Source organism: Sphingomonas sp. GW821-FHT10F11 (assembly GCF_058809095.1).
In genome coordinates, this window is the sequence record NZ_JBXASH010000002.1 from 680,924 (window position 1) to 695,232 (window position 14,309).

General features: G+C 66.4%; 13 protein-coding genes. 7 read left to right on the forward strand and 6 right to left on the reverse strand.

The annotated features are described in order from the left end of the window. Positions 1–19 precede the first annotated feature (19 nt). The 3 genes from AC1RT8_RS09545 to thpR all read right to left on the reverse strand — a co-directional run bounded on the left by AC1RT8_RS09545 (position 20) and on the right by thpR (position 3,051). Positions 20–1,579, reverse strand: coding sequence for an MFS transporter (locus AC1RT8_RS09545; protein ID WP_493075584.1), 1,560 nt, complete (start codon positions 1,577–1,579; stop codon positions 20–22). 83 nt (positions 1,580–1,662) lie between these two features. Then, positions 1,663–2,499 (reverse strand): DUF4253 domain-containing protein, encoded by an 837-nt coding sequence (locus AC1RT8_RS09550; protein WP_493075370.1) that lies wholly within the window; start codon positions 2,497–2,499, stop codon positions 1,663–1,665. 9 nt (positions 2,500–2,508) lie between these two features. Further along, positions 2,509–3,051 (reverse strand): RNA 2',3'-cyclic phosphodiesterase, encoded by a 543-nt coding sequence (thpR, locus tag AC1RT8_RS09555; RefSeq protein ID WP_493075371.1) that lies wholly within the window; start codon positions 3,049–3,051, stop codon positions 2,509–2,511. Here thpR and AC1RT8_RS09560 point away from each other — a divergent pair. The 5 genes from AC1RT8_RS09560 (at position 3,046) to AC1RT8_RS09580 (ending at position 6,071) form a co-directional block, all read left to right on the forward strand. Then, the gene (locus AC1RT8_RS09560; RefSeq protein ID WP_493075372.1) at positions 3,046–3,228 is read left to right on the forward strand and encodes a hypothetical protein; all 183 of its coding nucleotides are present in this window, start codon (positions 3,046–3,048) and stop codon (positions 3,226–3,228) included. The genes thpR and AC1RT8_RS09560 overlap by 6 nt on opposite strands. Next, positions 3,221–3,955 (forward strand): Bax inhibitor-1/YccA family protein, encoded by a 735-nt coding sequence (locus AC1RT8_RS09565; RefSeq protein WP_493075373.1) that lies wholly within the window; start codon positions 3,221–3,223, stop codon positions 3,953–3,955. Before AC1RT8_RS09560 ends, AC1RT8_RS09565 begins: the two co-directional genes overlap by 8 nt. Positions 3,956–4,071: 116 nt before the next feature. After that, positions 4,072–4,854: a transglutaminase-like domain-containing protein gene (locus tag AC1RT8_RS09570; protein ID WP_493075374.1), complete on the forward strand. Its 783-nt coding sequence runs from the start codon at positions 4,072–4,074 to the stop codon at positions 4,852–4,854. An 88-nt stretch (positions 4,855–4,942) separates the two neighbouring features. Continuing rightward, complete coding sequence (locus AC1RT8_RS09575; protein WP_493075375.1) at positions 4,943–5,251, forward strand: hypothetical protein; 309 nt, start codon at positions 4,943–4,945, stop codon at positions 5,249–5,251. Positions 5,252–5,519: 268 nt separating this feature from the next. Beyond that, complete coding sequence (locus AC1RT8_RS09580; protein WP_493075377.1) at positions 5,520–6,071, forward strand: hypothetical protein; 552 nt, start codon at positions 5,520–5,522, stop codon at positions 6,069–6,071. Between the two features lie 41 nt (positions 6,072–6,112). On the opposite strand, the gene AC1RT8_RS09585 is transcribed toward AC1RT8_RS09580, so the two are convergent. Further along, positions 6,113–6,835 (reverse strand): extensin-like domain-containing protein, encoded by a 723-nt coding sequence (locus tag AC1RT8_RS09585; protein ID WP_493075378.1) that lies wholly within the window; start codon positions 6,833–6,835, stop codon positions 6,113–6,115. 8 nt (positions 6,836–6,843) lie between these two features. After that, positions 6,844–7,596: an NUDIX hydrolase gene (locus AC1RT8_RS09590; RefSeq protein ID WP_493075379.1), complete on the reverse strand. Its 753-nt coding sequence runs from the start codon at positions 7,594–7,596 to the stop codon at positions 6,844–6,846. A 153-nt stretch (positions 7,597–7,749) separates the two neighbouring features. Here AC1RT8_RS09590 and AC1RT8_RS09595 point away from each other — a divergent pair, with 153 nt between their 5' ends. Continuing rightward, on the forward strand, positions 7,750–9,993 hold the full coding sequence (locus AC1RT8_RS09595; protein WP_493075380.1) for a transferrin receptor-like dimerization domain-containing protein: 2,244 nt from the start codon (positions 7,750–7,752) through the stop codon (positions 9,991–9,993). Between the two features lie 94 nt (positions 9,994–10,087). Here AC1RT8_RS09595 and AC1RT8_RS09600 read toward each other — a convergent pair whose 3' ends face one another. Then, a complete protein-coding gene (locus AC1RT8_RS09600; protein WP_493075381.1) occupies positions 10,088–10,711 on the reverse strand; it encodes a TetR/AcrR family transcriptional regulator in 624 nt (207 codons plus the stop codon). Between the two features lie 193 nt (positions 10,712–10,904). Between AC1RT8_RS09600 and AC1RT8_RS09605 the strand changes: the two genes are divergently transcribed. Beyond that, positions 10,905–14,309 carry an acyl-[ACP]--phospholipid O-acyltransferase gene (locus AC1RT8_RS09605; RefSeq protein ID WP_493075382.1) on the forward strand — a complete coding sequence of 1,135 codons (3,405 nt, stop codon included), beginning with the start codon at positions 10,905–10,907 and terminating at the stop codon, positions 14,307–14,309.

Sequence of the window (14,309 nt, forward strand, 5' to 3'; positions counted from 1 at the left end):
TCCCAGCGGGAGAGGGAATTTAGATCGCTTCCCCTGCCTCCCTTGCCCAATTCTCGCGATTGGCTTCGGCCTTCGGCACCAGCCGATAGGCCGCGATCGCTGCCGCCAGGGTGATCGGCACCGTCAGCAGCAGCGAGAGCACGCCGACCGACAGGCTGCCGCTCAGGGTCGAGACCCGGCCGGCGAGATAGGGGCCCATCGCCAGCCCGAGCAGGGTCGTGCCGATGAAGAAGGTGCCCGTCGCCGTGCCGCGCATCCGCGGCAGGACGAGGTCCTGCATGGTCGCCGCCGAAGCGCCGAGCGCCGATGCCGCCAGGATCTGCGCGACCGGCAGCATCGTGAAATAAAGCCATAGATCGTGCGTGGTGAAGGCGACCCACACCGCCGGCACCGGGGCGACCGCGCCGAAGATGATCACCATCACCCGGCCGTTGGCGAAGCTGCGCCGCAGCCGGTCGGCGACGATGCCGCCGATCGTCACCCCGATGAACCCGCCCGCGGCACCGCCGCCGCCGATCAACAGCCCGGCGGTCGCGGGCGAGGCGGCGAGGTCGCGCAGCGCATGGGGTGCTGCCCAGAAGCTCACGGCATAAGCCAGGAAGGCATTGAGGCCATAGGCAACGACCACGCACAGAAAAGCGGGGTTGCCGACGATCAGGCGGAAGGTCGGCGGATCGCGCCGCTTGAGCGCCGAGGCCCAGGAGAAGACGGCATAGACGCCTATGCCGATCGCGACCCATTGCGGCCAGGGCTCGCCGATCGAGACCAGGCCGAAGACGCAGGCGACGATCGCCGCGAGGCCGATGACATTCACGATCAAGGCGCGTGCGCCGCCGCGCGCCGCGCCGACCAGGGTCAGCGGCGGCAGGATGGTGACGAGTTCCTCGAGGAACTCGCGGAACGGGGCGGGGTGCGGCGCCGGCTCGGGCAGGCCTTCCGAAGCGCCGCGTTTCGGCTCGCGCAGGGTTGCGATCCACAGCGCGACGATCAGGCCGGGAATGCCGACGATCAGGAATGCCGCCTGCCAGCCGTGCAGGCCGAGCGGCCCGCCCTCGGGCCAGGCCTTGTTCCAGCGCTGCACGATCAGCCCGCCGATGCCGAGCGAGAGGCCGCCGCCGACATAGAGGCCGGAGGAATAGATGGCGAGCGCGGTGGCGCGCAGCCGTTTCGGGAAATAATCCGAGATCAGCGAATAGGCCGAGGGGCTGGCGGTCGCCTCGCCGACGCCGACGCCGATCCGGGCCGCCGTCAGCATCGCGCCGTTGCGCGCGAAACCCGAGAAAGCGGTCATGGCCGACCAGAGCGCCAGGCCGATGGTCATCAGCCGCACACGGTTCCAATTGTCGGCGAGACGGCCGAGCGGGATGCCGAACAGCGAATAGAACACGCCGAACGCGGTACCGTAGAGGAAGCCGAGATCCTCGTCCTTGAGCCCGAGGTCGCGCTTGATATCCTCGGCCAGGATCGAGATGATCTGGCGATCGACGAAATTGAGAATGTAGACGAGGAACAGGATACCGAGGACGTACCAGGCATAGGCCGGCGTTCGCGCCGGAGCGCCTGTCGGTGTGGTCGCCATCTCCATCCTCTCGCTATTTTCGGCGATGCTAGGGGCCGTCATCACCCGCTGCAATGGTCGTCATCGTCACAGGCCCGAGCGCTTCAATCCCACCAGAAGAACCACCAGTCGTTCCCCATCAGCGTGGCGGCGAGCGCCGAAAGCGTCCCCACACCCTGGTCGACGATGTCGGCGCAATAGAGATACTGCTCGCGAGCCTGGTCGAGCGCTTCCTCCCTGTTCGCCGGGCGACGCGCGACGCGCAGGTTCATCGTGTCGCCGTTCAGCCCGACCAGCTCGGCACCATAATGGTCGTGCCAGGCCTTGAGCGCAGCGACATGATATTCGGCCGATGGATTGTCGTTCCAGCCGCCCCATCTGAGATGGGCGATCGCTTCCCAGCCATTCGCGGCAGGGATCAGGGCGATATGGACTCGATCGAGCGGACGGCGTTTCAAAATATCCTCGGCGACGGTAAGCGCCAGGCTGGTGTCGACCCGGGCCGGCCAGGCGCCGAGCTCCGGTTCATGATCGGGCTCGACGTCGCCCGCCCGGCCGTTGTCCGCGAGCCATTTGCGGGCTGCCTCGTCTTCCGCCCTCTTGCGCGCGCGCAGGCTTCCCGGATGGTCGAGTGCAGCCGCCGCAGCGAAGATCGCCGTGACGTCACGCTCGTCCAGATCCGCGATCCCCTCGGCGATCCGTGCGAGATCCTCGTCGCTGCCGATGACGACCGGCCAGATTCCGGGCTTCTTCCGTTGCCGCCCCCATTCGGCAAGCGCGGCATTGCCGTGAACGGTGACGAGCGGGAAGGGAAAGACCGGATCCGGCATGGAGGGTGTGGGCCTTTCCTGACCATGAGGTTGCGCCCGAGCGGCGGCACGGAGTCCCACCAGGGTTGCGGCCGCGGCGGCGGCACGAAGCAGGGTGCGGCGGATCATCATGTCCTTGTCCTAAGCGAGCCGCCAGCGCTCCACCACCTCGTATCGCGCGGCCTCGCCGCCGAGATGGCTTTCGAACAGGGTCATATGCTCGATCGTGAAGGGCGGGCTGGCGAGGCCGGCATGCGCCGCCTGCCAGCGCTCGACCTCGGGGCCGAAGCCGGCGCCGCGGCTGATCCTGGCGAGGGTAATGTGGGGCAGATAAGCGCGGCCCTCGGGCGCCAGGCCGAGCCGGACCAGCGCGTGATCGACCTTGCGGTGGAGCGCCGCGAGGGCGTCGTGCGGGGCGATGCCGGCCCAGAGCGCATCGATCCGGCCCTTCTTGTCGAACGCGCCGACGCCCGACAGCGCGATCTCGATCGGCGGTGCATGGACCTGGCCCAGCGCGAGCACGACATCCTCCGCCATGCGCCCATCGACCTCGCCGATATAGCGGACGGTCAAGTGAAGCTGGTCATCGTCCTGCCAGCGCGCCTGGGGCACGCCGTCCATCGTCGCGGCCAGGGCGGCGCGAACCGCGGGCGGCGGGCGCAAGGCGACGAACAGGCGGTGCATGATGCTGATTTTACCGCGCTTACCGGCATTGTCATCCGCAAGCTGGGCAATTGTAATAAAGTGTTGCTGGCCTGTAGTGAGCCCTTGCCGGATTATCTTGAAAACCCCCCTGATAAGGGCGATATTCCCGCTATCCGGTATGATGCCGGGTCAAAGGAGCTTATTCGAAATGGCTAACTGGTCCGACCCCCAATCTGGCGCGACATCGTTCGCGACGGCAGCGGGCGCACGCACCGAGGCGTTTGACGCGGGTCTGCGCCGCTACATGCTGTCGGTCTATAATTACATGTTCTCGGGTATCCTGCTGACGGGTATCGTCGCGATGGGCTTCGCCGCCAGCGGCATGGCCGCTCAGATATTCGGCGGCCCGGGCATCCTGAAGTGGATCATCACCTTCGCCCCGCTCGGCTTCGTGTTCGGCATGAGCTTCGGCGGCGCGCGGATGTCGTCCGGCGCGCTGCAGGCGATGTTCTGGGGCTTTGCGGTGGCGATGGGCCTGTCGCTCTCGACCATCTTCCTCGCTTACACCGGCACCTCGATCGCACAGGCCTTCTTCGCGACGGCGGCGGCGTTCGGCGGTCTCAGCCTCTATGGCTATACCACGAAGAAGGACCTGTCGGCGTTCGGCACGTTCCTGATCATGGGCGTGGTCGGCATCGTCGTGGCGAGCCTGCTCAACCTGTTCTTCCAGTCGAGCGTGCTCTCGCTGGTGATCAGCGTCGTCGGCGTGTTGGTGTTCGCAGGCCTCACCGCCTATGACACGCAGCGCACCAAGAGCATGTACGCTCAGGTCGCAGGCACCGGTGCGGAGCAGCATGTCGTGATCATGTCGGCGCTGAACCTGTACCTCGACTTCATCAACATGTTCCTGTTCATCCTGCGCCTGTTCGGCAACCGGAACTAGGACGCGGTTTAAACGCTCAAGCGAGAGGCCCGGCGGGGAAACCTGCCGGGCCTTTTTCATTCCTTGGACCCCCGCGGAGGCGGCGGGGTACAGCCCCCTGACCTTGGGAAAACCCGATGCGCCTCGCGATCGACGTGATGCTCGACTACTGGATCGAAGACGCCGCCGACGTGCTGCTGCTCGTCGAGGCCGCGGCGATGGCGGATCAGCGGCTCGAACAGCAGGACATGCGTGTCTATTGCAGCGAGCCGCTGCGCGCCGTGGCGGGCGAGGAAGGGATCGGACAGCGGACCTGGGCGCGCGGCGAAGGCAATTTCCGCGTCGAATATCAGGCAGTGGTGGCGATCGAGCGGGCAGTGGCCGACCTGGCGTCGCTGGCGCCGACGCCGGCACGAATGCTGCCGGCCGAGACAATCGCCTATCTGCTGCCCAGCCGTTATTGCGAATCCGACAAGTTCGAGGGCTTTGTCGAGCAGCAGTTCGCGGGACTCGAAGGCGGCATGCTCGCCGCAGCGATGAGCGACTGGGTGCGCGAAAACATCACTTACGCCTCGGGTACCAGCAGTGGGGCGACGACTGCCCTGATGACCTTTGCCGATCGTCGCGGTGTGTGCCGCGACTATGCGCATCTGCTCGTATCGTTGGCCCGGGCGGGCGGCATTCCGGCGCGGTGCGTGTCGGCCTATGCGCCCGGCGTCGATCCGCCCGATTTCCATGCCGTGGCGGAGCTGTGGCTGGCGGGCGCGTGGCATCTGGTCGATGCGACCGGCATGGCATCGTGCGGCGACCTTGCCCGGGTGGCGGTAGGGCGCGATGCGACCGATATCGCCTTCATGACCGTGTTCGGCCGCACGACGATGAACGAGCAGCGCGTTTCGGTGCGCCGGATCGATTGCTGAGCCGATTCCGGCATCATCAAGTCTCACGCGCAGGAACGCTTCCGCTGAGTCGCTCGTTCTCCCCTCGTAACAGCCCAGGAGAGTGGCGATGACCGAGGACCGGAAGATAATCGATCAGAAGACACCCGACAGCCAGGATGTGGCGCCGGGCGACCCCGAAGAGAATGAGGCGATCCATCATCCGCGCCAGGAGGCGGGGCAGGATGCCTCGATCGCCGCCCGGCTCGAGCGCAACCCCGAAAGCAAGGAAGCGCGACTCGATGCCGCGCTGGACGAATCGATGGATGCGTCCGACCCGCCCTCCTCGACTCAGCCGGTGCACAATCACGAGCCGCCGGCGTCCTCCGGCTATGACGCCGAGGAAGAGGCGCGGCTGAAGGAGGAAAAGGCGGGCTGACACCGCCGATCCTTCTCAGGAATAATACAGGGCTTCCGTCACCCCTTCCCGCACCCGCGGGGAGGGGTGGCGTCGTTATATGTTGCGCAACTACCGCACTTGCCGACACTTTTCACTGTGCGGCACACCGTTCGTCGCAACCTTTGTTGCATCGCAGCAGGAACTATGATTCGATGCTTAACGCCGGACGACGGCGCGTTAAGGACCCTGTTAACCATCCTGGCGCATCATCGGCACCGGTTCCACGATTGCGGGGTGGGGTGACGACATGGGTGCCAAGATGAAACCGGCGAATGGCGCGATGACGCTGGCCGAAATGAAGGAATTTGCTGGGTTCAGTTCCTCGACACAGCGCTATATCCGGCGCTCGCTCGACATCGGCCTGGACCGCGACGACGCGATGAGCCGCTGGTCGCGCGATGTCGTGGAAGCCGCCAGCATCCGCGCCCAGGCTCGCCTCTACGCTCGCCTTCCCGACATTCGCGCGATGATCCCCGACGATAGCGGCCTGGATTCGGTCGAGCCGTTCCTCGCGCCGCTGATGACGGTGACGGCGTTCGATCTGGGGCAGGGGCGGCTCACCACCTTTTCGGCCTATCGCTTCCTTTATGAGCGGCTGATCGGCGCCGAGGTGCGGCCCTGGCTGCCGGCGGCCTTCTGCTCGGCGGCGGCGCTGCCCCATCTGCATCCCGATCTGCGGCGCAAATTACTGCAGTCGATCAGCGAAGCGGCCGCAACCGCCTCGGGCTGGTCGAACCGCCAGCCGGCCTTCTTCCCGAAATGGGTGGAGAAGGTCGAGGCAGCCGCCCTGCCGCATTGAGACCGCCTTAAAGCCCCTCCCTTTCAGAGGAGGGGCTTATTTTACCGGCACGCTCTCCATCCGAACTCCCCTCGCTCGGCCTGGTCAAGATGCAGGTGATCCCGGTGCGCCGCATTGTATTCCGGCGAAAGGGTCGTCGAGAACAGCCTGCAGGCGCCGTTGCGCACCTCATGCAGGAAGGTCGCTTCCGGGCCGTTGCCCTTCCAGTTCGCCGCGACGGTGATGCGCTTGCCGCTCGCCAGGCGGAAGCCCGCGATGTCGATCGCGTCGGCGGTGGCGTGCTCGCTCCAGTTGTTGCTGCGGTCGATGCGGCGGCAATTATAGCTGCCGAAATGCTCGATCGAGACGACCGGGCTGCCGAGCAGGCGGCGCGCGGCGCGTTGCACCACATTCCATTCCCAGGCCGACAAGGCCGCCGCGACCGGACAGGACGTGCCGAGATCGGCGGGCGAATAGGGCGTACGGCGCGATCCGCCGGGTGTGAAGCGAACGCCATCGGCATAGCTGCAGGTGCCGTATTTCACCGGGGCCAGCACCTCGTAGCGCACCCCTGCCTTGTCGAGCAGGGCGCGGCATCTGGGGAAATCATGGGTCAGCCCGGCGAGCTTGCGCCCGGTCATCATGCCGATCGGCTGGCCCAGGTCGAGCGGAGTCCAGGGCAGATCCTGCGGTCGGCCGCGCACGGCGGCGAACAGCAACAGGCCGATCGCGAGCACGATCGCGGCGATCGTCATGCCGCCGACCAGCCGCCGTACCGTATGCATCGGCCTCCTCAACCTCTCAGGGCGCTGGTGATCGGCTCGAAGGTGACGGGGTAGCCGAGATCGTCGGGGATACGCAGGTGCAGCACGCCGTCGATATCGTCGGTCCAGGGCGTGACCGGGCGGATCGGATAGCGCGCGGCGTCAGCCGCCGCGTCGTCGAAGCTGGCGAAGCGGGCGAGCCGTTCGAGGTTGCGGCGCGTGGGGAAGATGATCCGCACCCGGCCCGCATCGGCATCGTCGAGTACATTCTGCGCCGTCGACCAGAAGGCGCGGACATTCTCGGTATCGTCGACCACCGGTTCGGACACGCCCTCCGGCATGCGTGCCAGATAGAAGCGGGTGTCGAAAATCCGCATATGCGCATGCGCCGGCAGCCAGCGCGCGAACGGGACGAGCGCGGGATCGAGCGTGAGCCCGGCATGCTTTAGCGCCTCGCCGAACGAGGTCCCGGCGTGCAGCGCGGCGCGCAGGGCGAAGAGGGTCTGGCTATCCGGTACAGGATGCAGCCCGATCGGGACGCCGACCTCCTCGATCGTCTCACGGATCGCGGCGATGCGGGCGGCCATATCCTCCGGTTCCCCGGGGAAGGTCAGCGCGAGCGCATGGTCGCCCGGATCGATCCGCCCGCCCGGGAACACCAGGGCGCCACCGGCGAACACCATCGCTTTGGAGCGCTCGACCATCAGCAGTTCGGGCGCACCCGGCCCCTCGCGGAACAGAACGAGCGTGGCGGCGGGGATGGCTTGCGGCGCGTCGGGCATCGGGCGGGTGTAGGCTGATGGGCCGGGATTGTCATTCCACGGCGCGCATCGGCAGGGGCTCCAAAAAGCATCGAACGGCCCGTCGCCCCCGATTGCGCTGCGGCCCGGGAGTGGCGCATGTTGCATCCACACAGGTCGCAGGGGATTCTCAACATGGCGAAGCTCGGATTTCTGATGGCGGGCGCGTGCGCCCTGGTACTGGCGCAGGCGGGCTTCGCGGCGCCGGGGGACCAGAAGGCGAACGAGGCGGCGTTCGATGCGGGGGTGAGTTCGCAGGACCAGATGGACTGGTTGAAGACCATGTCCTCGGCGCCCAACCATGTCGGCTCTCCGCACGACAAGGCCAATGCGGAGTTCATCCTGGCGAAGTTCAAGGAATGGGGCTGGGACGCGAAGATCGAGACCTTTCAGGTGCTCTATCCGACCCCGATCTCCACCACCGTCGAGATGGTTGCGCCCGAGAAGATCGTGCTCGGCGGCCAGGAGCCCGCGGTGCCGGGCGACGACACCTCGGCCAACCTTGCCGGCGCCTTGCCGCCCTATGTCGCGTTCCAGGGCGACGGCGATGTCACCGGCGACCTGGTCTATGTGAATTACGGCCTGCCCGACGACTACAAGGCGCTGGAGCGGCGCGGCATCGACGTGAAGGGCAAGATCGTCATTGCGCGCTACGGCGCCGGCTGGCGCGGCCTGAAGCCCAAGCTGGCGCAGGAGCATGGCGCGATCGGCTGCATCATCTATTCCGATCCGCAGCAGGACGGCTATGGCGACGGCGACGTCTACCCCAAGGGTGGGGCGCGGCCGGATTTCGGCGTGCAGCGCGGCTCGGTCGCGGACATGACGGTCTATCCGGGCGATCCGTTGACCCCCGGTGTCGGCGCCACGGCCGACGCAAAGCGGATCGACCGCAAGGACGCGGTGACGATCCTGAAGATCCCGGTCCTGCCCATGTCCTATGGCGATGCGAGCAAGCTGCTGTCGCGCCTGGGTGGGCCGCTGGTGGCCGGCGGTGCGCAGGGTGGCCTGCCGATCGCCTATCACACCGGCGGCGACGGCAAGGTGCAGGTACACCTCGCGGTCAAATCCGAATGGTCGCTCAAGACCGTCTATGACGTGATCGCGACGCTCAAGGGATCGGAATATCCCGATCAATGGGTGGTGCGCGGCAACCATCATGACGGCTGGGTGTTCGGCGCGTCCGATCCGCTCTCCGGCAATGTCGCGATGCTGTCCGAGGCGAAGGCGCTGGGCGGGCTGTGGAAGCAGGGCTGGCGGCCGAAACGGACGATCGTCTATGCCAGCTGGGACGCGGAGGAGCCGATGCTGCTCGGATCGACCGAATGGGCCGAGACGCATGCCGCCGAGTTGAAGGCCAAGGCGGTGCTCTACATCAACACTGACGGCAATGGACGCGGCTTCCTGGGTGCCGAGGGCAGCCATGATTTCCAGCATCTGGTCAGTTCGGTTGCGGCCGACGTGACCGATCCGCAGACCGGTGTCAGCGTCGCGGAGCGCGCGCGGGCCGGGGTGCGGGTGCGCGCCTATGACAAGATCGGCCAGGTCAGCGAAGCCGCGCTGGCGGCGGCGGAGAAGGGCGGGGACCTGCCGATCGGCGCGCTGGGGTCGGGATCGGACTATTCGGCCTATCTGCAGCATCTCGGGCTGCCGGCGCTCAATATCGGCTATGGCGGCGAGGAGGAGAGCGGTGGCGTCTATCACTCGGTCTATGACAGCTATCACCACTTCACGACCTTCGACGATCCCGGCCTGAAATATGGCGCTGCGCTGTCCAAGACGGTCGGGCGGCTGGTGTTGCGCGTGGCCGATTCCGATACGCCGCCGCAGCGCTTCGGCGATTTCGCGGACACCATCTCGACCTATCTGACCGAGGTGAAGAAGCTCGCCGAGGACCGCCGCGCCGAGGACCGCAAGCGCGAGAAGCTGCTGACCGAGAAGGCCTTCCTCCTGGCGAGCGATCCGACCAAACCGGTGGCTCCGGTGGGGGCGGAGGCGAAGACGCCGCATATCGAGCTGGCGGCGCTGGAAGACGCGGTCGATCATTTGAAGGCTGCGGCTGCCGCCTATGACAGCGCCTATGCCGACAAGGGCGCGAAGCTCGACCAGGCACGACGAGTGAAGCTCAACGGGCAGCTTCGCGACATCGACCAGCTGCTGCTCGACGAGCGCGGCTTGCCGGGGCGGCCCTGGTACAAGCACCTGATCTACGCGCCGGGCCGTTTCACCGGCTATGGCGCGAAGACCCTGCCCGGCGTGCGCGAGGCGATCGAGGAGCGGCGCTTCGATGACGCCAATGTCTATGCCGGGCGGACGGCCAAGGTGCTCGAGGCCTATGCCGCGCGGCTCGAGGCGGCGAAGGCAACGATCGAAGGGAAATAGGCGGGAGCTTCCCCCTTTTCCGTTCGCCCTGAGCTTGTCGAAGGACTGTTCTTCTTTTCGGCGGTCGAGAAGAAAGTGCAGTGCTTCGACAGGCTCAGCACGAACGGGGTGGGGGAGTGCCAGTAGCCGTCCTGGCTGCAGCCAGCGCTTCCCGTACCCGCGCGAGCGCCGCGGCCTGGGGCTGTTCCTCGCCGAGCAGGGCGAAGGTGCCGTTCAACGCGAATTCGCAATGCCCATGGACCAGCGCCACCAGCGATCGGGCCAGGGCAGGGGCCTCGCCGCGCCGATCCTCGGGCAGCACCAGCGCGATCTCGGTTTCGACGATCCCGGTCAGGCCGCTGCGCAGCCGGCGGTAATCCTCGGGCATCTCGGTGCCGGGCGGCTGGCGGTGGTCGTAGATCGCCATCCACAGATTGGGATTGCGCTCGGCAAAGTCGAAATAGCCTGCAACCAGCGCGGCGATCCGGTCGTCGCCCGCCACCGCCAGCTTCTCGCGCAGCCATGCTGCCCAGAGCACGAACGTGCGGCTGTTGATCGCCAGCAGCAGCGCGTCGAGGCTGCCGAACACATTGTAGATCGTGCCGATCGAATAGCCGATCCGCTTCGCCACCTCGCGGGCGGAGAAGCGGGCATAGCCGGCCTCCGCCATCAGCTCATGGCCTTCGGCGAGTATCAATTCCTCAAGCTGTTCGCGCGAATGATCCGATCTGCGTCCCATATGGGTGAAATAGGGTTAAAATTGAACAGTGTCTAATATATTTATTGAACAGCGCTCAATTTAGGCGCATTTGATCAATGCCCGGCGAGTCGCCGGGTTTCGGACGGGTGATTACCGGATCGGTGCAGACACGCCTTGGTGAAGGCGCGTCGGTCGGCCATGATCGCGCGGTCTGCTGGGAGGCAAGTGAACAATGTCGGCACCCGATTTCTCGCTGCTCGCGAAACGGCGCTTTGCGCCGATGTTCGTCGTCCAGTTCCTGGGGGCGTTCAACGACAATGTCCTGAAATTCGCGATGCTAAGCCTCGCGACCTATACCCTGTTTCCGCAGGATCCGAACCATGTCGCCTTGCTCGGCAACATCGCGACGGGCCTGTTCATCCTGCCCTATTTCCTCTTCTCGGCGATGGCCGGGCAGATCGCCGATGCCTGGGACAAGGCCCGGCTGGTCCGCATCATCAAGGGTGCGGAGGTGCTTATCATGGGGCTGGGGCTGATCGGCTTCTGGTTCCAGTCGGTGCCGGCCTTGATGGCTGCCCTGTTCATGATGGGCATGCATTCGACCTTTTTCGGGCCGGTCAAATATTCGATCCTGCCCCAGCACCTGCACAACAACGAGATCGTCGGCGGCACCGGTCTGATCGAGGGTGGCACTTTCCTCGCCATCCTGGGCGGGCAGTTGCTCGCGGTGACGGGCATCCTGCCGGCCTGGGAGTGCGGGCTGGCGGCGACCGCGCTCGCGGGTCTGGGCTTCGCGGCAAGCTGGGCGATCCCGCCCGCGCCGCCGGCGGCGCCCAATCTGACGATCGATCGCAACCCGTTCCGCAGCACCTGGCAGATCCTGAAATCGGCGCATGCCGGCGAGGGCGTATGGCTGTGCATCCTCGGGATCAGCTGGTTCTTCGCGGTCGGGGCGATCCTCGTCACCAACTTCCTGCCGCTGGTCTCCGGCGCACTGGGCGGCACACAGGGCGTGGTGACGCTGTTCCTGATCATCTTCTCGGTCTCGATCGCGCTCGGCTCGACCATGGTCAACCGGCTGCTCAAGGGCGTGGTGTCGGCGAAATACGTGCCCGCATCGGCGCTGGCGATGGCCGCCTTCATGATCGACCTGTGGCTGGCGACCCGCCATTATCCGATCCCCGGCACGCCGGTGACCTCCTGGGAGTTCGCGAAGAACCCGGGCAATTGGCGCGTGCTGGTCGATCTGGTCGGCATCTCCGCCGCCGGCGGCATGTTCGTCGTGCCGCTGTACGCGATTCTGCAGACGGCGACCGCGCCCGAGGAGCGCTCGCGCATCATCGCCGCCAACAATATCGTCAACGCGGCGATCATGGTCGCGGTGGTCGCGGTCGTCCTGTTCATCCAGGCGCAGGGGGCGAGCATCCCCGGGGTGATCGGCGCGCTCGGCTTCTCCACCATGGCGATCGCGCTCATCTCCTGTTGGCTGTTGCCGGAGACGGTGATCAAGGCGACCCTGCGCGCCATTCTCAAGCTGATCTACCGCATCGAGGTGCACGGTGCCGAGAACATGCCGCAGCCGGGCGACCGCGCGGTGGTGGTGGTCAATCACGTGTCCTGGCTGGACGGGTTGCTGCTCGCGGTGTTCCTGCCCGGCAAGCCAGTGTTCGCGGTGAACAGCAAGGTCGTCACCCTGTGGTGGATCCAGCCCGCGCTCAAGCTGTTTCGCGCCTTCCCGGTCGATCCGACCAATCCGATGTCGGCCAAGTCGATGGTCAAGGCCGTGCGCGGCGGCAATACGCTGGTGATCTTTCCGGAAGGGCGCATCACCGTGACGGGCGCGCTGATGAAGATCTTCGACGGTCCCGGTATGGTCGCCGACAAGGCCGACGCGCCGATCGTGCCGGTACGCATCGACGGGGCGCAGTTCACGCCCTTCTCCTATCTCAAGGGCAAGGTGCGCCAGCGGACCTTCCCGCAGATCAGCCTGACCATCCTGCCGCCGCGCCGCTTCGTGATCGAGGGCCAGATGAGCGCCCGCGCCCGCCGCGCCATCGCGGGACGCCAGCTGTACGACGTGATGAGCGACATGATCTTCGCCACCTCGGACATCGACCGGACGCTGTTCCAGGCACTGCTCGACGCGAAGGACATTCACGGCGGCAAGACCGCAGTGGTCGAGGATATCAAGCGCGATCCCTTGACCTACAAGCGGCTGATCACCGGCAGTCTGGCGCTGGGCCGCGCGTTCGAGCCCGGCACGAAGCAGGGCGAGGCGGTCGGCGTGCTGCTGCCCAATGTATCGAGCGTGGTCGCGAGCTTCTTCGCGCTCCAGGCGATCGGGCGGGTGCCGGCGATGCTCAACTATACGGCTGGTCTCGCCAATCTGAAGGCGGCGTGCGTGGCGGCGGAGATCCGCACCATCGTCACGGCCCGCGCCTTCATCGCGCAGGCCAAGCTCGAGGCGGTGGCCGAGGGGCTGGCGGCGGAAGGCATCACGATCCGCTATCTCGAGGATATCGCCGCAGGGATCGGCGCGGGCGCGAAGCTGCGCGCGCTGCTCGCCACGCGCTTTGCGGGGCGGCTGCATCGCCGTCGCGGCGTCTCGCCCGACAGCGGCGCGGTGATCCTGTTCACCAGCGGATCGGAGGGGCTGCCCAAGGGCGTGGTGCTGACTCACCGCAACCTGCTCGCCAATTGCCTGCAGCTTTCGGCGCGGATCGATTTCAATCAGAGCGACCTGGTACTGAATGCGCTGCCGGTGTTCCATAGTTTCGGTCTGACTGGCGGCACGCTGCTGCCGATCCTGAGCGGCATCAAGACCCTGCTCTATCCGAGCCCGCTGCACTATCGGATCGTGCCGGCGTTGGCTTATGATGCCAATGCGACGATCCTGTTCGGCACGGATACTTTCCTCGCCGGCTATGTGCGGATGGCGCACAGCTACGACTTCTATTCGCTGCGCTACATCTTCGCCGGGGCCGAGCGCGTGCGGGACGAGACGCGGCGTGCCTATGCCGACAAATTCGGTCTGCGCATCCTGGAGGGCTATGGTGCGACCGAGGCGGGGCCGGTGATCGCAGTCAACACGCCGATGTATTTCCGCTCGGGCAGTGTCGGGCGGCTGCTGCCCGGGATCGAGGCGGCGCTTGAGGAGGTGCCGGGCATCCAGGAAGGCGGCCGGCTGTCGATCCGCGGGCCGAACATCATGGCGGGCTATCTCAAGGTCGATGCGCCCGGCCAGCTCCAGCCCCCGGCGGGCGGCTGGCACGATACCGGCGATATCGTCACCATCGATGAGGGCGGCTTCGTCACGATCCGCGGCCGCGCCAAGCGTTTCGCCAAGATCGGCGGCGAGATGATCTCGCTGCCGGCGGTCGAGGGCTATGCCGCGGCGACCTGGCCTGGTGCCGAATATGCCGTCGTCACGCGGCCGGACCCGAAAAAGGGCGAGCAGCTCGTGCTGTTCACCACCCGCGCGGATGCCAAGCCGGCCGACCTGCTCGCCTGGGGCAAGGCGAACGGCGTGGCTGAACTGGCGCTGCCGCGCGATATCCGCGTGGTCGAGGCGCTGCCGGTGCTCGGCACCGGCAAGCTCGATTATGTGACGATGGGCGAGATGGCGGCCGGGGACTGA